Annotated in this window: 20 protein-coding genes; 11 read left to right on the top strand and 9 right to left on the bottom strand. The window is 39.5% G+C overall.

Annotated features, from left to right (window positions below; translation table 11 throughout):
• Positions 1-66 precede the first annotated feature (66 nt).
• On the bottom strand, positions 67-2,085 hold the full coding sequence (locus tag QCD85_RS01635) for an LTA synthase family protein (RefSeq protein ID WP_441005591.1): 2,019 nt from the start codon (positions 2,083-2,085) through the stop codon (positions 67-69).
• A 62-nt stretch (positions 2,086-2,147) separates the two neighbouring features.
• A complete protein-coding gene (locus tag QCD85_RS01630; RefSeq protein WP_204824767.1) occupies positions 2,148-3,299 on the bottom strand; it encodes a THUMP domain-containing class I SAM-dependent RNA methyltransferase in 1,152 nt (383 codons plus the stop codon).
• A 315-nt stretch (positions 3,300-3,614) separates the two neighbouring features.
• Here QCD85_RS01630 and QCD85_RS01625 point away from each other — a divergent pair, with 315 nt between their 5' ends.
• A complete protein-coding gene (locus tag QCD85_RS01625) occupies positions 3,615-4,259 on the top strand; it encodes an O-methyltransferase (protein WP_301261449.1) in 645 nt (214 codons plus the stop codon).
• Between the two features lie 131 nt (positions 4,260-4,390).
• On the opposite strand, the gene QCD85_RS01620 is transcribed toward QCD85_RS01625, so the two are convergent.
• A complete protein-coding gene (locus QCD85_RS01620) occupies positions 4,391-5,647 on the bottom strand; it encodes an MFS transporter (protein ID WP_301261947.1) in 1,257 nt (418 codons plus the stop codon).
• 496 nt (positions 5,648-6,143) lie between these two features.
• On the opposite strand from QCD85_RS01620, the gene hemE reads away from it, so the two are divergent.
• The 8 genes from hemE (at position 6,144) to QCD85_RS01580 (ending at position 15,489) form a co-directional block, all read left to right on the top strand.
• Positions 6,144-7,202 (top strand): uroporphyrinogen decarboxylase, encoded by a 1,059-nt coding sequence (hemE, locus tag QCD85_RS01615; RefSeq protein WP_273615588.1) that lies wholly within the window; start codon positions 6,144-6,146, stop codon positions 7,200-7,202.
• A gap of 53 nt (positions 7,203-7,255) precedes the next feature.
• Positions 7,256-8,203 carry a ferrochelatase gene (gene hemH / locus QCD85_RS01610; RefSeq protein WP_273615589.1) on the top strand — a complete coding sequence of 316 codons (948 nt, stop codon included), beginning with the start codon at positions 7,256-7,258 and terminating at the stop codon, positions 8,201-8,203.
• Positions 8,203-9,636, top strand: coding sequence for a protoporphyrinogen oxidase (gene hemG / locus QCD85_RS01605; protein ID WP_273615590.1), 1,434 nt, complete (start codon positions 8,203-8,205; stop codon positions 9,634-9,636). The genes hemH and hemG overlap by 1 nt, the downstream gene beginning before the upstream one ends.
• A gap of 268 nt (positions 9,637-9,904) precedes the next feature.
• A complete protein-coding gene (locus tag QCD85_RS01600; protein WP_301261448.1) occupies positions 9,905-11,410 on the top strand; it encodes a CapA family protein in 1,506 nt (501 codons plus the stop codon).
• Between the two features lie 46 nt (positions 11,411-11,456).
• Entirely contained in the window at positions 11,457-12,080 is a 624-nt protein-coding gene (locus tag QCD85_RS01595; RefSeq protein WP_301261447.1) for a fumarylacetoacetate hydrolase family protein, read from the top strand.
• On the top strand, positions 12,080-12,916 hold the full coding sequence (locus tag QCD85_RS01590; protein ID WP_301261446.1) for a DUF92 domain-containing protein: 837 nt from the start codon (positions 12,080-12,082) through the stop codon (positions 12,914-12,916). The genes QCD85_RS01595 and QCD85_RS01590 overlap by 1 nt, the downstream gene beginning before the upstream one ends.
• A gap of 12 nt (positions 12,917-12,928) precedes the next feature.
• Positions 12,929-13,552, top strand: coding sequence for a TetR/AcrR family transcriptional regulator (locus QCD85_RS01585; RefSeq protein WP_274170436.1), 624 nt, complete (start codon positions 12,929-12,931; stop codon positions 13,550-13,552).
• On the top strand, positions 13,549-15,489 hold the full coding sequence (locus QCD85_RS01580; RefSeq protein WP_274170435.1) for an ABC-F family ATP-binding cassette domain-containing protein: 1,941 nt from the start codon (positions 13,549-13,551) through the stop codon (positions 15,487-15,489). The genes QCD85_RS01585 and QCD85_RS01580 overlap by 4 nt, the downstream gene beginning before the upstream one ends.
• Positions 15,490-15,632: 143 nt before the next feature.
• Here the strand turns inward: QCD85_RS01580 and QCD85_RS01575 are convergent, their stop codons facing one another.
• The 5 genes from QCD85_RS01575 to QCD85_RS01555 all read right to left on the bottom strand — a co-directional run bounded on the left by QCD85_RS01575 (position 15,633) and on the right by QCD85_RS01555 (position 19,746).
• Entirely contained in the window at positions 15,633-16,673 is a 1,041-nt protein-coding gene (locus tag QCD85_RS01575) for a M42 family metallopeptidase (RefSeq protein WP_301261445.1), read from the bottom strand.
• A gap of 238 nt (positions 16,674-16,911) precedes the next feature.
• Positions 16,912-17,262 (bottom strand): LapA family protein, encoded by a 351-nt coding sequence (locus QCD85_RS01570; protein WP_273615597.1) that lies wholly within the window; start codon positions 17,260-17,262, stop codon positions 16,912-16,914.
• Positions 17,263-17,415: 153 nt separating this feature from the next.
• On the bottom strand, positions 17,416-19,206 hold the full coding sequence (gene pepF, locus QCD85_RS01565) for an oligoendopeptidase F (RefSeq protein WP_301261444.1): 1,791 nt from the start codon (positions 19,204-19,206) through the stop codon (positions 17,416-17,418).
• 111 nt (positions 19,207-19,317) lie between these two features.
• Positions 19,318-19,506, bottom strand: coding sequence for a hypothetical protein (locus QCD85_RS01560; RefSeq protein ID WP_069327062.1), 189 nt, complete (start codon positions 19,504-19,506; stop codon positions 19,318-19,320).
• A 9-nt stretch (positions 19,507-19,515) separates the two neighbouring features.
• Entirely contained in the window at positions 19,516-19,746 is a 231-nt protein-coding gene (locus QCD85_RS01555; protein ID WP_204824752.1) for a hypothetical protein, read from the bottom strand.
• A gap of 153 nt (positions 19,747-19,899) precedes the next feature.
• On the opposite strand from QCD85_RS01555, the gene QCD85_RS01550 reads away from it, so the two are divergent.
• Positions 19,900-20,097 (top strand): cold shock domain-containing protein, encoded by a 198-nt coding sequence (locus tag QCD85_RS01550; RefSeq protein WP_069327064.1) that lies wholly within the window; start codon positions 19,900-19,902, stop codon positions 20,095-20,097.
• 311 nt (positions 20,098-20,408) lie between these two features.
• Here QCD85_RS01550 and QCD85_RS01545 read toward each other — a convergent pair whose 3' ends face one another.
• Entirely contained in the window at positions 20,409-21,722 is a 1,314-nt protein-coding gene (locus tag QCD85_RS01545) for a multi antimicrobial extrusion protein MatE (protein WP_274170432.1), read from the bottom strand.
• A gap of 396 nt (positions 21,723-22,118) precedes the next feature.
• Between QCD85_RS01545 and QCD85_RS01540 the strand changes: the two genes are divergently transcribed.
• Positions 22,119-23,198, top strand: coding sequence for a tetraprenyl-beta-curcumene synthase family protein (locus tag QCD85_RS01540; protein WP_273615601.1), 1,080 nt, complete (start codon positions 22,119-22,121; stop codon positions 23,196-23,198).
• Positions 23,199-23,204 lie beyond the last annotated feature (6 nt).

Here is a 23,204-nt window from a genome sequence, read left to right as displayed (position 1 = left end):
CTTTTTTTGTTGAACCATCTATCTGTTGTGAATCTATGAGCGAATAGACTATACACTCACAACAAATTATTTGGATGTTGAAGATTTAGCTTCATGAAATTGACGAATCAGATCGTACGTGATGAGTTCATCCGATATATTGAGTCGTTTCTGTGCTTCATCATAACTTGAACGAGCTTGCTCCACATCGGTCACTTCACGTGTTTTCATATCATAAGCAGTACCATTTTCAAATATGCCATCTGCTGAAGGAATATAGAATACTTTGCCATCGGTAAATGCACCGGTACGTAAGACAACAAGTTTATCTTCTTTCTGATTGAACATATCGTTACCCATCAGATAATAAGGGCTCGCTTGAATACCGAGTAAATGCAAAATTGAAGGCGTCATATCTAACTGCCCGGCAGGTTCATTATAAGTACCTGCATGACGATCATCCGGCAAATGAACAAGCATCGGCACTTGATTCATTAATTGTTCCATATCCAGATCAGATAAAGAACGACCTAGGAATTCTTCCATCGGTTCTTTTTCTTTTAATGAATTATCATGATCTCCATAGAACATAAGAATCGTTTTATCCCATAATCCATTGTCTTTCATTTCTTGTTCCATTTCACCTAATGCGGCATCGACATAATGAAGTGATTGAATATAATCACCGAATGTCGTTCCGCTTAGATCGCCCATATCTAATTCTTGGACAGAAGCAGGCAAGCTAAATGGATGATGGCTGGATAAAGTGATCAAAAAAGAGTAAAACGGTTGTTTCAACTCTGTCATTTTATCAAGCGATTGACGGAAAAAGGATTTGTCGCCAAGAGACCAGCCAAGTGGTTCATCGATCGTAAAATCAGGCTTACTGTAAAAAGTATCGTAGCCCATATTTTGATACATGATTGACCGATTCCAGAAGCTACTTTCATAAGCATGAAATACATTGGTACTGTAATCTTTGCTTTTGAGTATTTTGGGTAACGTATCAAATTCATGATCAGGATAACGGATAAATACCGAACCTGTCGGTAGCGGATGAAGAGAAGCATTAGAAGCCATATCAGCATCGGATGTACGACCTTGACCGGTCTGATGATAATACTGGCTAAAATACATACTTTTTTTCATCAAACGATTAATATTCGGCGTGATTTCTTGTCCATTGTAGCTTTTGCCAATCACAAAATTCATAAAGGCTTCACCTTGAACTACAATCACATTTTTACCTTTATAAGCACCAAATAGATCATCATCACCTGCTTTGGATCTAGTGGCTTGTTTGGCATCGAACCATTGTTTAACTTCATCTGTTTTGTCTGTCGACAATTGATCTTGAGGGCCAAAATGATCATCAGCATATCGATAAGCATCATATCCATGAAAAGCAAGTAGACCGGTTACATTGTAAAGAGACATATTCCACCAGTTCCCTACAAATAGTCCTGTTGCCCATGTAGATGTAGCAAATTTGATCGGCCCTACTGTCAATACCAGACCAAGTACAAATACAATCATTCCCTGGACAAACCGTTTGGAAAAGCGCTTGGACAAACGATCATTATACATAGAGGAATGCTGGCGATTCGATGAATAATATCGCGGAGTGCGTCTACGTATACGACGTACCAGCAAAAATAACCCAACAAGTAACAACGCAATCCAATCCGCAAACATCCATATATCTTCTACATAGATCAATTCCCAGATACTATCTCCAAGCGAGTCGACTTGACCTGCTTGCAACAATACAGGAATCGTGATGAAATCTTGAAAGTAACGGAAATAAACTAGATCTGAAAAAATTAAAAAAGTTAACAATACATCTAATACAATCAAAGCAATAATCCGTCCACGATACGGCAAAAAGATCGTCCAAAAAGAGGCAAGCATAATAGAACCGACAGCCGTAACCACATCAAGTGGATTCATATCAATATTTTGCAGATGCAAATGACTATGCAAAATGACTAATTTGGTCAGCATTAGGATAATAAAAATTATATAATCTATTCGACTAAACGACACCAGCCACTTCAGGCGATCAAGCCAACTGCCACGCTCTGAACGAGAAGTTAAGTATGGCAAAGCCAGACCTCCTTACGGTTGAAAAAATAAATCAAACGAATCTGATTTGTATAACACGTTGGTTATGCTTCTACTTTGGGTTGACGAGGAGGCAAAGGTCCAAGATATTGAAGGAATTGACATTCAATCCGTCCATTGTATAGTTTGCGACGTTTGTCTGCTTTACGACCGAAATATTGTTCGAATTGACGGGTCGGACTGATTGCAAATACAGACCAATCAGGTAAATAAATCGTGGCACGTCCTAGATCACGAATCATTTTTTCGACTTCTTTTACTTCACTTAGACGCTCACCATAAGGAGGGTTGGTGATAATGCAACCGAATTTACCTTGTGGTTGAACGCGAGATACAGGCATAACTTTAAATTCGATCTCGTTACCAAGCCCTGCACTTTTCGCACAAGCTTGAGCAATTTCGATCGCTTCTGGATCAATATCACTACCGACTAATTGTAAAGGCACATCGTCTTTGACAGCATCATAAGCTTCGTCACGTGCTTGTTCCCATAGTTCATCAGGAATAATCGACCAACCTTCAGAAGGGAATGAACGACGAAGTCCAGGAGCAATATTCCAACCGATCATTGCGGCTTCAATCAATAATGTACCTGAACCACAGAATGGATCATATAACGGACGGTGAGGACCCCAGCGACTAAGTAACACTAACGCAGCGGCTAATGTTTCTTTAAGCGGTGCTTCTGTTGCATGTTTGCGATAGCCCCGTTTGTGAAGAGAAGGACCTGTTGTATCCAAAGTCAGCAAAGCGATATCATCATATAAAGAGACATCTAATTTGTATAATGCACCATCTTCAGGGAACCATTCGGTGTTATACGTTAATTTGAGCTTTTCAACAACCGCTTTTTTCACAATACCCTGACTTGCAGGAACACTGCTTAGTTGAGATTTTTGCGAACGACCGGATACAGGGAATTCACCATCAGCAGGGATAAATTGATCCCATGGTAAAGCTTTGGTGCCTTCAAATAACTCATCAAAAGTGGTAGCTTTGAACTCGCCCATTTTGATCAATACACGATCAGCAGTACGCAACCAGTAATTACAACGGCAAATATCAGCAAAATCACCACTGAAAGTAACACGTCCATTTTCAGTTTGAGTATCATGATAACCGAGTAATTTTAATTCTCTTGCGACTACAGCTTCAAGTCCCATCGGACAAGTCGCTATTAATTTCAATTCTTTCATTTTACAATGTCAACTCCATTTAAACTTGTAGGGTAGTTCCGAAAACCATACAATCTAGTATAGGTGAATGAAGCTATACTTACAAACGTTTCTATGCCAATATAAATAAAATAAATAGGCATCATTTGAGGGCATATCGCTATTTAAAAAGGATATTGCGCTTATATACGTGATTGTATAGGATAAGGTACTCCGCACATATTGATTTTAATTTCTATTGTAACAGGTTAACGCCATGTAAAACCAAACAAAAATGATCAACAGACTATAAAATGATAACCAGTGATCATAATATCCAAAGGAGAAATCAAGATAATGACAGAACAATCATTGCCCGATGCTGAACAATATATGGATGAATTGCTTCAAGAAGATCCATTATTAATTCAAATTAAACAAACGATTCGTGAAAAAGGAATGCCAGAAGTATCGGTAGCGCCTGGATATGGTCGACTATTAACGATGCTCGTACAGTTAGCACGTGCAGAACAAGTGCTTGAGATCGGAGCGCTTGGTGGCTACAGCGGTGTCTGTCTTGGTAGAGGATTAACATCTACAGGTCACATTACTTCATTAGAATTACAAGCAGATTATGCAGAACTTGCCAGACAACATATGACACTTGCCGGTTTGGGAAATCAAGTTGAATATCGGATTGGCGAAGCGATCCATAGTCTGGAGCAATTAAAGCAAGAAGGAAGACAATTTGACTTCTTTTTTATCGACGCAGACAAAGGAAATTATTTGAACTATTTGGAATATGCGATTACATTGGCTCGCCCGGGTGCGATTATTGCTGGTGATAATCTGCTATTGCGTGGACGTACACTGAATCCAGACAAAAATGGGCCTGCTGTACAAGCAGTACGTGAGTTCAACCGTCGTATGGTGACTGATCCTAGACTTACTGGAACGCTGTTGCCTGCTTACGATGGATTAGCATTAGCAATGGTCAAATAGATCAACGGATATAGAACTACTTTGATAAAAGAACCATCTGATTTCTTCTGGTTATCTTATAGAAGAGATCGGATGGTTCTTTGTGTATCATATCGAATCATAATTAAATTGTTCAGATCATGAAGACAACATCACTTTTTAGTATAGTGACTTTGCTTAGACTCTATAACGCTAGATGGATTGTGTTTTAATGCACCAGGTTTAACGTACAATTTGGTGCGTACCCATACCATATTGAGCAATAACAAGACCCCAGCCATAATAAAGAGCCCTTCAATACCGATAAAGCCTGCCAATACACCGCCCATAACTGCTCCTGTCATATTACCAAGCGCTGTTGTACTACTGTTAAATCCAAAGGCTCGACTTTCCATACCATCCGGTGTGTAATAACGAATTAATGAGTTGACGCTAGGGAGTAGACCGCCCATACAGATCCCCATCATAAAGCGCACAATAATCAATTGCTCTACACTTTGAACAAAAGCTTGCGGGATTAGCATTAATCCTGCTCCTATTAATGAAAATGTGAGTACCCGATGAGCTCCGTACTTATCACTAACTTTGCCTAGAATCGGAGCCATTAACATATTGGATAATCCGGTGACTGCACTTACCAGCCCTGCCCAGAAAGCTACATTTTCGGCTGTCCCATGTAATTTCTGTACATACAAAGGCATCAGTGTCATCGGACTGATCATCGCAAATTGTAGCAGTAAAGTCACTGTAAATAATGCAGGCAATTGCGGGGTTAAGCTCAGTTCGCGGAATCCTGATAGCACCGATACTTTAGGCATTTTAGATGCAGCTAGACGATCGAATTTCTCCCGTACAAGGAATAAAGCTAACAATGTCGCTATAAAAATACATGTTCCTGTAATATAGAAAATCGAGCGGAATCCAACTGTATCTGCCATAATTCCACCGATTAACGGGCCTAGTATACTACCGGCAACTGTTCCCGATTGGCTGATTCCCATTGCAAATCCCATTTTTTCTTTAGGTGTACTGCTGGAGATCAAAGATATCGAAGCTGGATTAAAGCCAGATATCGTTCCGTTCAATAATCGCAATACAAGTAGATGCCACGGCTGAGTTGCAAAGCCCATCGCTGTAAATACAATCGCCATCCCAAATCCAGAGCGAAGTAGCATTACTTTGCGTCCATACTGATCTGATAATTTGCCCCATAACGGTTGGAACAAAAATGAAGTCACAAAGTTGGCAGCAAAAATAACCCCGGACCAGATTGCTACCCGGTGTTCACCTTGCACGCCGATATCTTGTGATAAATAGAGCGCTATAAAAGGAATGATCATTGTGGTTCCTGCATTAACCAGAAATTGACCAAACCATAACACGATCAGATTTACTTTCCATGCTTGCATCATGTTTCACTTCCTTAAAAAAGTCCATTCATATAGTATACCATAATTGAAGACACTTTTTAGGGGTGAAAAGGAAGAAATTTTGCTATGTAAAATCATTTTTGATGAGGTAGAAGATGTAGCGTTTATAGTGCCAAGTGCTGAATGTAAGATATTTTGCTGAGCAAAAATCATTTTTTATTGGAATAGGAGATAGAGCGCTTATGGTGCCAAGCACTTTATGAAAGATATTTTGCTGAGCAAAAATCACTTTTTATTGGAGTAGGAGATGTCGCGCTTATGGTGCCAAGCGCTAGATTCATCGGATTGTCATGGGATGTTCATGGTTGGGGAGTTGTTCCACCACTTAAAAAAGGGCATAATTAATAAGTGAGATTGTAGACAGGAACCATAATTTGTTATGCCAAAATCATTATAGATTGAAGTGGCAGATATAGATCTTATCGTGCGATGCACTATAGGAGAAAGATTTTTATTAAGCAGCGGAGGAAAAAAGATGACATATAATGATTCCTTTATACGCGCATGTCGAAAACAAGACGTAGATCGTTTGCCTGTCTGGTATATGAGACAAGCAGGACGTTATGATCCCGATTATCGCAAAATTAAAGAAAATTACAGTTTACTTGAAATTTGCTTGCAACCAGAACTTGCAGCAGAAGTGACGATGATGCCTGTACGCAAGTTAGGTGTAGATGCAGCTATTTTGTATTCAGATATTATGAACCCTGTAGCATCGATCGGTATCGATTTTGATATTGTCAAAAATATTGGCCCGGTCATAGCGAATCCGATTCGTAGTGCTGCCGATATTGAGCGGTTACGTCCTATTCAAGTAGAGCAAGATTTGTCTCATATTTTAGAAACGATTCAGATTTTGGATAAAGAATTAGAAGTTCCGTTGATTACATTTGCAGGGGCACCATTTACCATTGCCAGCTACTTGATCGAAGGTAGACCTTCCAAAAACTATATTCGTACCAAAACGATGATGTATAGTGAACCGGAATTATGGCATTCCTTGATGCGTAAGCTAGGAGATATGGTAGCAACCTATTTGCGTGCCCATGTACAATATGGCGGCAAAGCATTCCAGTTATTTGATAGCTGGGTAGGAGCATTGTCACCACGAGATTTCAAAACGTATGTATTGCCAACGATTCAATATATTTTTGATCAACTTCAAGATTTGGATGTGCCGAAGATTTATTTCCCGGGAGTGAGTTCAGGAGAATTGTTGCCGGAACTTCGTCAATTGCCTGTAGATGTGATCGGTATTGATTGGCGTGTATCACTTGCTGAAGCACGCAAACGGTTAGACTACAAATATGCGGTACAAGGTAATCTTGATCCTTATTTGCTCACCGGGCCTTCTTCACTGATCCATGAACAAGCCAAATTGATTATTGATGAAGGCTTGCAAGATCCAGGGTACATTTTCAACTTGGGTCATGGTCTATTCCCGGAAGCTTCAATTGATAAGTTAAAAGAATTAACAGATTATGTCCATGAGTATTCAGCAGAAGTGCTTCGTCAGCGCATCACTTCGAAATAATGGATATATAGGTAATCTAGAATAACGATACGATTTGAAGGAGAGAATGAATCATGAGTAAAAAAATTGGTGTTTTGGTTATGTCTTATGGTACGCCAGCAAGCTTGGATGATGTAGAAGCTTATTACACACATATCCGTCGCGGGAATCCACCTGCTCCTGAACAATTAAAAGAGTTAAAAGATCGTTATGAAGCGATTGTCGGCGGTGTTTTTCCGTTACGTGAAAATACAGATAATCAAGTTCAAGGTATGCAAGATATGCTCAATGAACATACCAAAGACAGCGAATTGGAATTTGTATGTTACCAGGGGTTAAAACATGCTTTTCCATTTATTGAAGATGGTGTGGAACAAATGGCAGCTGATGGGATTACAGAAGCAGTCGGTATAGTACTCGCTCCTCATTATTCTACAATGAGTGTAGCAAGCTATATCAAACGTGCGAAAGAAACAGCAGAAAAACATAACTTGCCGATCTCATTTATCGAAAGTTATCATTTGCATCCTAAATTAATCGAAACGTTATCGAATCGTGTTAACGCTAAATTAGAGCTGTTTGAAGAAACAGGTGCGACGCGTGAGCAAGTACGTGTATTGTTTAGTGCACATAGTCTACCTGAACGTATTTTGACTATGGGTGATCCTTACCGTGATCAATTGATGGAGACTTCCAAAGCGATTGCTGAACGTGCCAATGTACCTTCATGGCAGTTCACATGGCAAAGTGCTGGACGTACTGCTGAGCCTTGGTTAGGTCCAGATGTACTAGACACGATGCAAGAGTTAGCCAAAGAACAAGTTAAATATGTATTGGTAGCTCCTATTGGATTCGTATCTGATCATCTAGAAGTATTGTATGATCTGGATATTGAAGCACAAGAATTAGCAACTGAAATTGATATGCGTCTTATGCGTATTGATTCATTAAATACCGATCCGTTATATATGGAAGTATTAGCAGACGAAGTCATTCGTAAATATAAAGAGGTGTATGCGTAATGAGTCAATCTACTCGCCGCGTAGTTGTTATTGGCGCAGGGATGACTGGACTCAGTGCCGCTTACTATATGCGCAAATTTTTGCAAGAAGCAGAAATTACTGCACAGATCACGATTGTAGATCAAGATGATCATATTGGTGGGAAAGTTAACACATTACAACGTGATGGTTTTGTAATCGAACGCGGGCCGGATTCTTTTCTTGCTCGCAAAACAGCGATGGTGGATCTGGCAACAGAACTTGGAATGGAAGATGAATTGGTTACCACGAATCCTGATGCCAAAAAAACGTATATTTTGCATGATGGTCAATTGCATCCGATGCCTTCCGGTCTGGTACTTGGTATTCCTACAGAATTAAGATCATTTATGGAAAGTGATCTATTGTCGATGGATGGTAAAATTCGTGCATTGGATGATTTTCTATTACCTGCCAAAATGGATGGCAAAGACGAATCGTTAGGTGACTTTATCGAACGTCGTCTGGGAAAAGAAGTATTGGAAAATGTAACCGAGCCATTGCTTGCAGGCATTTATGCTGGAGATACACGCAAATTAAGTCTACAAGCCACTTTTCCGCAATTTGGTGTCGTGGAACGTGAATATGGTAGCCTGATCAAAGGAATGAATACAGGGAGCAAGCCTGTAGAAACGCACACAGGTACAAAGAAAAGTGCATTTCTAACGTTCCGCAATGGATTACAGAGTCTGATTAATCGTCTTGGTGAATCATTATCTACAGCAGATCTACGTCTGAATACAGGTGTACAATCGATTCAGCCTCAAGCAGATGGTACGTATATTGTGTTATTAAGTGATGGACAAGAAGTTGTTGCCGATCATGTGATTGTCACTGTACAGACATTTGCCGCTTCCAAATTGTTGAAGCCGCTGGTAGATACCAAAGCGTTAGAGATGATCAATTATGTATCTGTAGCTAATGTCGTTATGGCATTTGACCGCAAAGATATTGAGACAGAATATGATGGTTCTGGCTTCCTTGTACCGCGTAAAGAAGGTCGCACGATTACAGCATGTACATGGACATCCACTAAATGGCTTCATACCAGTCCAGATGATCGTGTACTGATGCGTTTCTATGTAGGACGTTCTGGTGATGAGCAAGTTGTTGATGAAACGGATGAACAGATTACAGCGAAAGTGCTACATGATATGCGTGAATTGATGGGTATTGATGCACAGCCATTATTTACCGAGATTACACGACTTCATCATTCGATGCCTCAATATCCAGTAGGGCATATGGATAATATTGCGATGCTACGTGCTCAATTAGCAGCACAATATCCAGGCGTATTAGCACTTGGAGCAGGATACGATGGTGTAGGACTACCCGACTGTATTCGTACAGCCAAAGAAATGGCGATAAAAGAAGCAGAACGAGTGACTTCATTTTCTAATAGTCATTCGTAATAATCATATAGCTGTATAAGCAACCTTCTGTTGTGCAAAGTCTTTTGAACACATCTATTTGTCGTATCTTGTATACACTTGGATAGATGTGTCATAGAGATCAAACACAACAGAAGGTTTTTTTGTATAGAGACGTCAGCTTTTGCCGAACAACTATAACCTGTTATAATAGACAGAGTGTAAAATGCTACAAATGGTCTGTATGATTCGATATAGTCAAAAAGACATTTGGTATAGTAAACTATTTTATGCTTTAAAGGAGTTCGTTATGTACACAACAAGGTCTCAACAATCTCGTCAGCGTCAGCAAGCAAAAAAACAGCGTCAAAAACGGATCCGTTATTGGATTATGTTTAACACTGTGCTGGTTCTGTCTATTGTTGCGCTTGGCGGTTATTACTGGCTTCATATCAAGCCACAGGAAGTACAGCAAGCTTCGAGTGTTCAGACAGATAATACATTAGATCCGGCAAATAGATCAGATCAAGATGTACCTGATCCTGCTATAGAAAACAATGATTCTTCAGAGCTGTCAGATCATGAAAATGATAATGAGAATGATCCTTCACTTTCTACGACAGAAGGGGATGTAGAGCATCTAGATCAGACGTCAACTGATGATCAAGAAGCACAACCTTCTGATTTGGAGCAAAATGCTGAAGAAACGGACTCGCAATCATCGGATACACCATCTAATGAATCTACAGCAACCGATAAAGCGCCAGAACAGACAACACCGGATTCATCTACTAATACGCCAGCACCTTCTGAATCATCTTCAGATTCGTCCAACAAAGCACTTCAGCCTGCTACTAACACAACACCATCCGGTCAGACGGTGACTCTTAATTTTGGCGGAGATGTGATGTTTTCAGGAAAAGTCGGTGAAAAGTTAGCGAAAGCAGGATATGATTATCCATATCAATATGTTAAAGGTTCGTTTACTTCAGATGATCTAACAGTGGTGAATCTAGAAACGCCTGTGACTGATTCAAATACAACGGCCGCTGACAAAACATATGCTTTTAAATCATCGCCTCAAGCGCTTCCACATATGGCGCAAGCAGGTATTGACGCAGTAAATTTAGCAAACAATCATATTTTGGATCAAGGCATTACAGGATTAACCGATACCATTGCTCAACTGGATCAAAGTGGGATTGCTTATGTCGGAGCTGGCAAAGACAGCGCTCGTGCGTACCAACCGGTTTATTTTGATCGTAAAGGAATTAAAATTGCTCTTTTGGGATTTAGTCGAGTCATTCCAGAAACGAGTTGGAATGCTGGTAAGAATCAAGCAGGGGTAGCAACAGCTTATGATGCAACAGCTGCACAGGCGGCTATTCGCGAAGCCAAAAGCAAAGCCGATCTTGTCGTTGTCGTCGCTCACTGGGGCGTCGAACGTTCAGATACTCTTGCAGATCATCAAAGTGATCTAGCACATACATTTGTCGATGCAGGAGCTGATCTTGTTATTGGCGGTCATCCGCATGTGTTACAAGGGCTAGAGCATTACAAAGGAAAATGGATTGCTTACAGTACAGGCAATTTTATTTTTACTCGTTCACTGGTAGAAAAGACATGGGATACGGGTGTGTTTCAAGCCAAATGTACAGTAAACGGTGATTGCAGTATGCAGGTGATTCCGTATACCGCAGAGTTAGGTCAACCTGTACCTATGACATCAGACAAAGCACAAGCATTACTCAAACGATTACAAACACTATCCAGTAGTATTGCATTTGATACCAAAGGAAATGCTATCGCTAATTAATCTCATGTATTCATCATATATTATTGATCACAGAGGAGAATGTACAATGACTGCTATTCAAAACGTATATTGTGTAGGTCGTAATTATCGTCTTCATGCTGAAGAATTAGGGAATGAAGTACCGACTGAACCGATGATTTTTATGAAACCTTCTCATGCAGCTGTACCTCTAGAACAGGCTGAATTGATATTACCCAAAGACAAAGGTGAAATTCATTATGAAGCCGAGTTAGTAATTCGAATTGGACGCGATTATGAACCTGGTCTTTCAGTAGAACAAATGGTAGATGGATTAGCACTTGGAATCGATTTTACATTGCGTGATGTACAAAGTGTACTCAAGAAAAAAGGACATCCATGGACAGCAGCGAAAGGATTCAAAAACTCTGCACCATTGACTGCTTTTGTTCCTTTCCCGGATGCCGCTACATGGGCTGAACAACCTTTTGCTTTGCTCAAAAACGATCAACAAGTTCAGCTAGGATACACACGCAATATGATCTTTTCCCTTGAAACGATTATTGCGCATATCGGAGACAATTATGGACTTGCAGCCGGCGATATTATTTTTACAGGTACGCCTGAAGGTGTAGGCCCTGTAGCAACTGGCGATACATTTGAATTAATCTATGCAGGCGCTTCTGTAGGTAAGTGCCGGATCGCTGAATAATGTTAGATTGGTTGATTGGTGCAGTATGCGCCGGATTAATCGCTGCACTTGCGTATAAAAAGCAGTGGTTATCCGGTTCAGGTGCCTATGCGGCAGCTATTATGGGTACCATTTATTATGGAGCAGGGAATCTATTATGGTTTGGCTTGCTTATTTTATTTTTTATCAGTGGTAGTCTGCTGTCCAAAATGAAAGGCGAACGCAAACGTAAATTAGAACAAGATTATGCCAAAACGTCACGTCGTGATGCAGGGCAAGTATTTGCTAACGGTGGATTGGGTATGATTCTGTGCCTCGGTCATGCTGTAATACCTCATCCAGCATGGATATACGCTTTTGTAGGCGTGATGGCGACTGTTACAGCAGATACATGGGCGACTGAATGGGGAAGCCTTAGTCGCAAGCCTCCGCGCTCTGTATTGAATGGTCGTGTATTAGAAGCAGGAGCTTCAGGCGGGGTATCGGTTCGTGGTACAGTCGCAGCCGCAATAGGAGCATTGATGATCGGTCTAGCCGCATGGGCATTTTCGCTATGGTCAGGTGCATCTATAGAATCAAGCAGTGTTGGAGCTAAAGATGGTATACTTACTATTGGTGTATTGCCACTTGTTGGATTGATTGGCGGATTAGCCGGTTGTTTTGCCGATTCATTTTTAGGAGCAACCGTACAAGTCATGTATCAATGCGAGGTCTGCGGCAAAGTCGTAGAAACCAAAGTACACTGTAATCGTCCAACATCCTACTTACGTGGCTGGTCATGGATGACTAATGATATTGTAAATGGGCTTAGCTCTATTATCGGTGGAGTGGTAGCATTGATATTTTTATGGGTATAGGAGAGTGGGCTAATGAGCAGCACCACAGGTGAAAAGTTAGAATTGATTTTGGATGCTGCTTACGATCTTTTTGGTTCCAATGGATTTTATGAGACCAAAATTTCAGATATCGCACACCAGGCGGGAATAGCGAAAGGCACTGTATATTTATATTTTAAAAGTAAAGAAGAACTATTTATGGCAGTTACTCGTCGAGATTGCGAACATTTTCTCGGCGGTTTAGATACTAATTTGCAAAATTGTAGTACGATGGCAGAACGCTTACTTGTGATTGCTAAGCATCATTCGATGTATTATTTTGAACGCAAACATCGTACCAAGTTATTTTTCCGTACGCCCAACAATGATCCTGAACTTATGGCTTATATGAAGCAGTTCATGTTGCGTTATATGCAAGCTGTAGAGAAAGTACTCACAGAAGGTGGCGTATCTCAGCCTGTATGGTGTGCAGAATCCTATATTGGAATGCTGGATCGCATACGTATGGATATTTTATTCAACCCTGAATTTCCGATAGAACAACTTCATGAACGGACAGATTTTGTAGCACGTTTGTTTTTAGAAGGATGTAATCATTCGGTAGATCATCAGGATCAAATAGACCGGGACAATTCCCAAGAAGGTGAGTCACAATGAATATTATGACAGTGGAGTCAATCTCCAAAAGTTACGGCGAAAAAGTATTGTTTGAAAATGCTTCATTTGGGATGGAAGATCAAGATAAAATCGGAATCGTCGGAGTCAATGGAACAGGGAAATCGACTTTTCTTAAAGTAATTGCAGGGATGGAAAGTACAGAAAGTGGACGTGTGACATTAAATAATGGATTGCGTATTCGTTATTTAGCACAGAATCCACCTTATGATCCAGAAGCAACCGTATTGCGTCAGGTATTTGATGGTGGCGGAGAAGAACTTCAAATTGTCGGTGCATATATGAATGTACTTGAACAATTAGAGACTCATCCCGAAGACGAAGCTGTATTAGAGCAATTGATTCATTTAAACCAAGAATTGGAACGTTTGGATGCATGGTCACTTGAAAGTGAAGCCAAAAATATTTTGTCCAAATTAGGTATTCATCATTATGATGCTCTAATGGGTACACTATCCGGTGGTCAACGTAAACGGGTAGCGCTAGCGTCTGCACTTATTCAACCCTCTGATCTATTAATTTTAGATGAGCCTACCAACCATATTGATCATGATTCGATTACATGGTTAGAACAATTTTTGCAAAAGCGTCGTGGCGCTTTACTAATGATCACCCATGATCGCTACTTCCTAGATCGTGTTGCAAATGTCATGATCGAACTGGATCATGGTAGTCTGTATCGTTATGAAGCCAACTATTCACGTTTTCTTGAGCTCAAAGCAGAGCGTGAAGAACGAGAAGCAGCATCAGAAGACAAACGTCAAAATCTATTACGTCGTGAATTAGCATGGATCAGACGTGGAGCCAAAGCACGTACAACCAAGCAACAAGCACGTATTAACCGTTTTGAACAATTGAAAAATGATGGACCTGGTCGTCGTGATGAAGCGATGGATATGTCAGCCATTTCATCTCGTCTTGGTAAGCAAATTGTAGAGTTGGATCATGTATCTTTAACACTGGGTGGTAAAGAACTCATTCACGATCTGACGTATCATGCGGTTCCAGGAGATCGTATCGGAATTGTAGGACCTAATGGACGTGGTAAATCGACATTACTGAATCTAGTATCCGGTCGTCTGGTTCCTAGTGAAGGTAATGTGGTTACAGGTCAGACTGTTAAATTTGGCTATTTCACGCAGGAACATCAAGAAATGGATGAATCAATGCGTGTGATCGAATATATCAAAGATGTAGCAGAAGTAGTCGAAACCGCAGATGGTAGCAAAATTTCTGCTTCACAAATGTTAGAGCGCTTTTTATTTACACCAGCAGCACAATGGACACCGATCTCCAAATTATCGGGTGGCGAAAAGCGTAGACTGTATTTGCTACGTGTATTGATGGGTGCACCTAACGTATTGTTACTGGATGAGCCTACCAATGATCTGGATATCACTACATTAACCGTTCTGGAACAGTATCTTGATGAGTTCCCTGGTGTTGTGTTCTCGGTCTCACATGATCGCTACTTCCTAGATCGTACGTGTGATCGCATCTTTGCTTTTGAAGGTGAAGGTCAGGTTAGTATTCATGCAGGGAATTACAGTGATTATGAAGAGCGAATCGCTGATCTTGCCAAAAGTGCTAAAGCAGCTAGTGCACCAGTCGTAGCACCCAAAGCAGTAGAACCTGTAAAAGAAAAAGCACCTGCACCAGATAAAAACGCTTGGCGGAATAAATTAAAATTCTCATACAAAGAGCAATTGGAATATGAAAAAATTGATGATGATATTGCAGCAACAGAGCAGAAGCTAGTCGATCTTGCAAGTGATATGGAGAAAGCGTTCAGTGACTCTGTAAGACTGCAAGAGCTGATGGCTGAGCAGACAGCAACCGAGAAGCATCTAGAGCATCTTATGGAACGCTGGACGTATCTAACCGAACTGGCTGAAAAGATAGCACAAAGCCAGAACTAAATTAGATTCGATTTGCAACGACTGTTATTGTACAAGCATCTTAGTAGGATATCAGCAGTCTATATATCAAAAAACCTTCTTTCTCGTCAGAAATGATAAGAAAGAAGGTTTTTTTGTTGATTCACAAGGGATGCACCCTATGTTTATTTAGCAGTAATATAAGCACCTAGCAACTTGGCTGTATTGATAACAGCATCGGTATGAGTACGTTCCATAGAGTGGGAAGCATGTACACCAGGCCCGATTAAGGCTGCACGAATATTATTACCAGCACGTAGAGCAGCAGAAGCATCTGAGCCATAGTGAGGATATACATCGATCGCATAAGCAATATTACCTGCTTGAGCCAATTCAATTAATTTGCCTGTCATTTCATAATCATAAGGACCGGAAGAATCTTTTGCACAGATAGACACATCTGTTTCTTTACAGCTGAGATCGTCTCCAATACAACCCATATCTACAGCGATCATTTCATGAATCCCTTCAGGAATATAAGCTGTACCATGTCCTACTTCTTCATAATTGGAAATAAGAAATTGAGTGCGATACTGTGGTTTCCATTTCTGGGTATATTGTGATTCTAAAAGTGCAAACAATGCAGCAACACTTGCTTTATCATCCAAATGACGAGACTTGATATATCCGCTTGATGTGACGACAGGACGTGCATCAAATGAAATATAGTCTCCAACTTCTATACCAAGTTGTTGGACATCTTCTTTGGAATCTACTAATTCATCAATTCGAACTTCCATATTTTCTTCTTCACGTTTGAGTCCGCGAGCTTCATCATATACGTGTACAGAAGGTTGAATAGACAAAATAGTCCCTGTATACGTTTTGCCACTACGTGTATGAATCGTGCAGTATTCATTTTCAATACTGTTCATACTGAATCCACCTAGAATTGTAAATCGAATCGTTCCTTGTGGCTTAATGGCACGTACCATTGCACCTAGTGTATCAACATGTGCGCTTAAAGCAATCGTTTTGGAATCATCCTGACCGTCTAATGTCAAAATCAGACCGCCTTTTTGGTTGTATGCTGTAGTTACACCAAATTTGCCTGCTTCTTCTGCAATCCGCTTGATAATATCGTGAGTGAATCCTGTAGGACTAGCAGTAGATAATAATTCTGTAAGCAAAGAGATCGTATAATCTTGATTGATCGTTATCGTCATAATAAAAGGTCTCCTTTATAATAAATCCAATTTTAACAATATCCAGTGACTACAATAACATCCTACTGATGAACGGAGATAGATTCATATTCTGTTTTGACAAATAGGATATCCATCATGGATTCAAAAAATAACCAACAAAAAAACCACTTATCTGTTGACTGAAATCAGACAACAAAAGATAAGTGGTTTTTCATCTTGATCAGCAAGTAAATTACATGTAGCTTTTCAGCATGACTTACTTACGGTTAGAAAAAGAAGTTGCAGTCGTATCATTATCAGTATACATCGGTTTAAGCGGATCATTGTCTACAGATGATGTAGTCAAAGGAGTCGTAGCAGCTGGAACCTGAGCTAACTCTGCTTTCAGTTGTTTGATCTCACGCTGTAAACGGTACTGACGATAGATACCATAAAATCCTACAATTAGACCACCTAACAAAGCGCATCCAATAATCAAAAGAATTAAAGGTACTTGTACTACATTGAAATAAAGATTGACCTGTACTGGGTTCACGTTAATTACGGCAAACACCGCGGTAATCAGTGCAAATATCAAACCTAAAATAAGCATCCATTGCATTTTCAAAATAAATAACCTCCTCAAATTAGCATAAGGTCAAATCTTTCCTTATCTAATCTATAAAACGCAATCAGTCCTATTGTAAACATGTCTTTACAAGTATTGGGCGAATATTGGAGGAAATGCAAGGTCTGGGTGTGATTCACCGATGTTCAATACTTACTTTGCTAACTGTTCCATTTCAGTAATTAGAGCTTCAAATACACTCATAGCTTCACGAATAGGAGCTGGAGTAGACATATCAACACCTGCTTTGGCAAGAATATTGATAGAATAATCGCTACCACCGCTTTTCAGGAAACCAGTATAACGATCTACCGCAGATTGTCCTTCTTCCAAAATTTGTTTGGAGAAGCTAGTTGCAGCAGAGAAGCCTGTCGCATATTTATATACATAGAAGCTGTTATAGAAATGCGGAATACGTGCCCATTCCATTTCGATATCTTGATCTACATGCATACCTTCACCATGATATTTCACATTCAGGTCATAGTAGATTTTGGATAGTTCTTGTGGAGTTAGGGACTCGCCAGCTTCTGCACGAGCATGTGTAATCATTTCAAATTCTGCAAACATCGTCTGACGGAAAACTGTCGTACGGAATTGATCTGCATAATAAGTTAACAAGTACATTTTTTCTTTTGGATCAGTCGATTTTTTCAAAAGATAATCCATTAATAATGCTTCATTCGTGGTCGAAGCCACTTCTGCAAGGAAAATAGTGTATTGTGCATCACGATAAGGAAGAGCGTTGTCTGAATAATAACTATGCAGTGCATGACCCATTTCGTGAGCAAGTGTAAACATACTATTTAGATTGTCTTTGTGATTCAGTAGAACGTAAGGATGGACACCATAAGCGCCCCAGCTATAAGCACCTGTACGTTTTCCTTCATTTTCATACACATCGATCCAGCCTTCGTTGTAACCGGCTTGAAGCGCTTGTTGATAATCTTCACCGAGTGGTTTGAGACCTTCTGCTACTGTTGCTTTTGCTTCTTCATAAGTGATATCCATTTTGAATTCATCTACAAGTGGAGCAAATAGATCATACATATGCAGTTCATCTACACCAAGTAATTTTTTGCGTAACGCAATATAGCGATGTAGTAGAGGAAGACCTTCATGAATGGTATCAATCAAGTTCGTATACACTTCTTTAGGAATATTATCTCCATAAAGTGCTTTTTCCAGAACAGATGGATATTTACGTACATTTGCATAGAACATATTTTTGTTGATATTGGCAGTTAATGTAGCACCAATCGTATTTTTTTGACGAGCATATGCACTGTAAATCGCTTTGAATGCACGTTCACGTAATTCACGATTCGGATTTTCCAAAAATTGAATATAGCGGCCATGAGTAAGTTCTACTTCATTACCATTTTCATCAATAATGTTAGGGAATTTCATATCTGCATTATTCAACATCCCAAAAATCGTCTGTGGGGCTTGAGACAGGTTACCTACTTGTGCTAACAAAGCTTCTTCCGCTTGTGATAACACATGTGCTTTTTCCCGTTTCATTTCTTGTAGTGTAAAGCGGTAAGGAGCGAGAAGAGAAGACTCTAGCAATTCATCTAACTTCTCATCAGACAGACCTAGAATTTCAGGTGTGATAAAAGAAAGAGCTTGTCCCAATTCTACGCCTAATTTTTTAACTTTTTGCGATAATGCCTGATATGTAGGATTCGTTGTATCTTCATCCTGATGCATATGAGCATACGCATATAATTGTTCTACCTGTAGACCGATACGATCTTCTAGCTCAAATGCCGACTTAACTGCTTCAGCAGTATGAAGTTTACCTTGTAATTGAGCCGCTTCAGGCAATTCTTGTTTTACTTTGTCATACGCTTGATCCCAAGCTTGTTGATCTGCGAACAGATCGGATAAATTCCAGCAATTTTCCTGTGACACTTCAGACCTTTTAAGTATTTGCTGCATAAATAAATCCTCCTCTTGAGCAATAATTATGAATAGATATTTGAAATGAATAGCACTGATTCGGGTATAATCCATTCAGCGCCAGAGTACATTGATCTACATCAAGCTATATTATGTGTTAGGGTTAACGGCAACCAAAAATCCGTAGATCATTAAGAAGAACGCAACCAATAACATGACAATAGCAAAAATAGCAAGCCAGCGCTTTAAAGGCGCTGGAATGGTTTCCTTATAAGCAATCAGTACAAACCCTTGCAAAAAAGCAAGAATAATAAATATGACAATCGCTGTATAATTCATTGGAAAAGGTTATACCTCCCGGAAAGCATTCATAATTTCTTCCCATTCGGCTTCTGTCTCAAAGCGTTCTTTAGGAAAACGATCACTTGCCCATTGCATCAAAGCTGGACGACTCAAGAAATCATGTGTTTCTTCGCCCCATTCGTCAGAGATTTCTCTCAGTACGATTTTGCGTCCTTGAACTTCAACAGTCATCATGTTCCAATTGTCTTTTTTATAAATCTGGTGTTTTTTTATCATTATAGTATTCTACTCCCTGTTCGTTTGCTAAAATCATACCCTTTGCCTTCATTAATTGCAAATCATAACAGCTGTTTTATTTGCTATTTCAGAACATGTACGTTATACTAGGTTTATGCGTCATATATGGCGATATTCTAGGAGGTTTTTTGAATGAAAGGTACAGTTAAATGGTTTAATGCAGAAAAAGGTTTCGGATTTATTGAAGTTGAAGGTGGAGAAGACGTATTCGTACATTTCTCAGCTATTCAAAGCGATGGTTTTAAATCGTTAGATGAAGGTCAAGCGGTAGAATTCGACATCACTGAAGGTAACCGTGGTCCTCAAGCAGCTAACGTAATTAAATTATAAGACCGATATCCGGTAACGGATCACTTATATATTGAGCATTCATTGAATGTTCATCCATATGTTAGTAAAAGCGCAAGTTTCCTTGATTCATTTCAAGGGACTTGCGCTTTTTCATGTTTACAAACAAATTCTCTATACAAACAAATAGGTCTTTTCTAAAGTAAAACAAGTTCTATTCTAAAACAGATCATTTCAAATGATCTATCAAAATGAACAAAAAATACCCTTTATTTGCTCCACCATAATCTAGAACAAACAAAAGGTATTTGAATTAAGCTTATTTTCTCATCTATAACATGCTACACATACGATCAGTTGTTTACTTGAAGTCCGGAACGTCTGCCCGTCCGTCGGATGACCAGCGTAATAATAGCCAACTCAGCAGCAAGCCCTAATGACTGTGCCAAAGCTCCGATAACGCCATTCCATGCCGGAAATATAAACAATAATATAATCAGAACAATAAAAGTACATATAGCATTCGCCATCTGAGAGCGGAACATTGCTTTGGTCTGTCCACGTAAAAGAATAAGTCCATTAGAATAATCTAACCAGGGCATAACCAGTGCATATAATACAAAAGCTCGCAGTGTATATAGACTTTGAGTTAATAATTCTCCATTTACATTCATAATATGTCCGAGCACCCAATAGCTCATAGGTGTATAAGCAATCAGAGCTAACAACGTCACAGGGATAAATCCAGTCACTAATCCGAATCGACGTACTTTTTTGGGATCAATATGATAGAAATTCAATACAATCTGATGAATATAAGTAAAAAAGCTAAGCATTAACTGCAATAGACTACTTGCTATCGCAAACGAAGAAATAGCGAGAGCAATCCCTTCTGTTTTACCTAGCACTACATTAATAGCAGGGCCGATTAACATGGCAACAAAAGATGAGAAAAGAAGTGGTTTATAAAATTTAAACACATCTGCCCGTGTTTCTACAGGATGGTCAGGACGCTTTTCAGGCATTTTTTTGGCGATATTCCGTCCTTCACTATAACTAACAATCGCTTCGATAATCATACCTGTTAAAAATAAAATAGCACCGACAGTTCCACTTGTAATGTGATGATAATAAATAAAATAAAGCGATAAGGAGTACATTCCTGCCAAACGGAATACCATGCCAATCGTTAACCATTTGGTACGATTGTTGGTAATAATAATACCTTGATAAATATTGCGAATAACTGAAAAGATGCTCACAAACATCAAAATAGCATACACATCAATCACCAGAGGAACCATAGAATCTTTGATGCCGAACAATGTACTGAATATCCATTTTCCTATAGGCGTGTACACAATCAGTATTCCAATCGCTAAAACAAAAGCTAGAAAAATCCAAGTCACTTTAAGCAAAGCCTTAAATGAAAGTCGATCTCGAACCAGAGCAGAACAAGTCTGGCGTAATAAAGTAGACGGTCGTTCTGTAATCGTCACCAGACTCATTGCCAATGCATAGCTAGCAATCACCACTTCAGCATCCACAGCAAAAGCAAGTGTACGATTAATAATGACATGTGAAATAGTGACCAGTGAAGCTGAAATTCCAAGTGGTACAAAAAATGAAAACAACCGCCTCCATGAGAGCGGTTCTTGTGTGGACATATGTAATCTTCTCCCTTTGGTCTATAAAAATTATGGTTAGTATATCATAACCGTTTTGAAGAGAGTATGATTTATACAACAAAAAGTTACATTTATTTAAAATTCTATCTGTTTTTATGTATATTTGGCGAAGAGAAACGATCATAAGCGTCTATGTGGAAAGTCAAAACAAAAAGTAGTGTTTTTGATCCGATTTCCAACATTGAATATTCTTTTTGTATTCTATTCAAAGACCATAGTGAAAATAAGAAATATATGTCCTTAAAATGAAGAAGAAAATGAGCAAAACCCATATAGGGCGCGGTGTGATAAATTCAATTGTACGTTGTGAGCACTCTGAATATAATGTATGATAATACTGATAGGTTCAACAGACAACTATGTGGAGGAAGCCCATTGAATGATATGATGAAAGTCCGTTATCCGTTTCCGCGTAATGCTGTTTCTTTGATGAGACGCGTATACAAACACGGAATACCGGAAGTCCGTAAAGAGTTTGCTCGCTGGCGCGAACAGGCAAACTTGATACCTGATGCAGAATTGCGATATCAAGCGCTTGATAGTCTAAGCAATAAGCAATTCCACTGTGATGGTGGGTCAGTATATGCCGTAGCGAATATGGCTCAATTTCATAATTTGCTACCTTTGATTGTAGCATTCCAGACGATTTGCGATTATGCCGATAACTTATCGGATCGTCCTCAATGTACAAATGTTGAAGATTTTCGTCTATTGCACCAGGCTTTGCTTGATGCGATTGTTCCAGGCGTAGAACCAAGAGACTATTATGTATTTAATAGCGAAAGTGAAGTTGGTTATATGTCTACACTGGTAAAAGCTTGCCAGGGATATATTAGTGAACTTCCAGATTACGATATTGTATATCCTTATTTGCGTGATCTGGTTGAATTATATTGCGGTTTACAAACATACAAACATATCGCTCCTGAATTACGTCAAGCGACATTGATGGAGTGGTGGTCTGAGCATAAGCATCGTACACCTCATTTATACTGGCACGAGTTTGCTGCTGCAACAGGTTCAACGTTAGGTATATTTATGATGTTTTTAGCAGCAAGTGGTCTTCCAGGCATGAATGATGCGGCTGCCAAGCAAGCACATGCTGCTTATTTTCCAAATGTATGTTGCCTTCATATTATGCTGGATTATGTGATTGATCAGGAAGAAGATCAGCATTCTGGCGATCTTAATTTTTGCGATTATTATGACCCGTCGATTAAAGTCATTGATCGAATTGAGAAGATCGTTGATTGGGCGCGTGCAGATGTACATCAACTGCCGGGTGCTTCATTCCATCTTATGATTGTTGAAGGTTTAGTCGCACTATACTTAACAGACCCCAAGGTCAAAACACAACAAGAAGTGCGTGCTATCTCTAAACGGCTATTGCGAAAAGGTCCTCCTATGCGTGCCTTTTTTATCTTGAATAGCCAGGTGATCCGCAAGTATTTGTAAACATAT

Origin of the sequence: Paenibacillus sp. PsM32, from assembly GCF_030433815.1 — a bacterium.
GTDB classification, from domain to species: domain Bacteria; phylum Bacillota; class Bacilli; order Paenibacillales; family Paenibacillaceae; genus Saccharibacillus; species Saccharibacillus kyungheensis.
Note: the sequence above shows the minus strand (reverse complement) of the source record. Positions and strands in the feature narration are given on the sequence as shown.

Coding starts and splice junctions, on each gene's coding strand:
- QCD85_RS01630 (WP_204824767.1), bottom strand. CDS start 3,299: ATGAAAGAATTGAAATTAATAGCGACTTGTCCGATGGGACTTGAAGCT.
- QCD85_RS01560 (WP_069327062.1), bottom strand. CDS start 19,506: ATGAATTATACAGCGATTGTCATATTTATTATTCTTGCTTTTTTGCAA.
- hemH (WP_273615589.1), top strand. CDS start 7,256: ATGAGTAAAAAAATTGGTGTTTTGGTTATGTCTTATGGTACGCCAGCA.
- QCD85_RS01580 (WP_274170435.1), top strand. CDS start 13,549: ATGAATATTATGACAGTGGAGTCAATCTCCAAAAGTTACGGCGAAAAA.
- QCD85_RS01590 (WP_301261446.1), top strand. CDS start 12,080: ATGTTAGATTGGTTGATTGGTGCAGTATGCGCCGGATTAATCGCTGCA.
- hemE (WP_273615588.1), top strand. CDS start 6,144: ATGACATATAATGATTCCTTTATACGCGCATGTCGAAAACAAGACGTA.
- QCD85_RS01550 (WP_069327064.1), top strand. CDS start 19,900: ATGAAAGGTACAGTTAAATGGTTTAATGCAGAAAAAGGTTTCGGATTT.
- QCD85_RS01595 (WP_301261447.1), top strand. CDS start 11,457: ATGACTGCTATTCAAAACGTATATTGTGTAGGTCGTAATTATCGTCTT.
- QCD85_RS01620 (WP_301261947.1), bottom strand. CDS start 5,647: ATGCAAGCATGGAAAGTAAATCTGATCGTGTTATGGTTTGGTCAATTT.
- hemG (WP_273615590.1), top strand. CDS start 8,203: ATGAGTCAATCTACTCGCCGCGTAGTTGTTATTGGCGCAGGGATGACT.
- QCD85_RS01600 (WP_301261448.1), top strand. CDS start 9,905: ATGTACACAACAAGGTCTCAACAATCTCGTCAGCGTCAGCAAGCAAAA.
- QCD85_RS01555 (WP_204824752.1), bottom strand. CDS start 19,746: ATGATAAAAAAACACCAGATTTATAAAAAAGACAATTGGAACATGATG.
- QCD85_RS01585 (WP_274170436.1), top strand. CDS start 12,929: ATGAGCAGCACCACAGGTGAAAAGTTAGAATTGATTTTGGATGCTGCT.
- pepF (WP_301261444.1), bottom strand. CDS start 19,206: ATGCAGCAAATACTTAAAAGGTCTGAAGTGTCACAGGAAAATTGCTGG.
- QCD85_RS01575 (WP_301261445.1), bottom strand. CDS start 16,673: ATGACGATAACGATCAATCAAGATTATACGATCTCTTTGCTTACAGAA.
- QCD85_RS01545 (WP_274170432.1), bottom strand. CDS start 21,722: ATGTCCACACAAGAACCGCTCTCATGGAGGCGGTTGTTTTCATTTTTT.
- QCD85_RS01625 (WP_301261449.1), top strand. CDS start 3,615: ATGACAGAACAATCATTGCCCGATGCTGAACAATATATGGATGAATTG.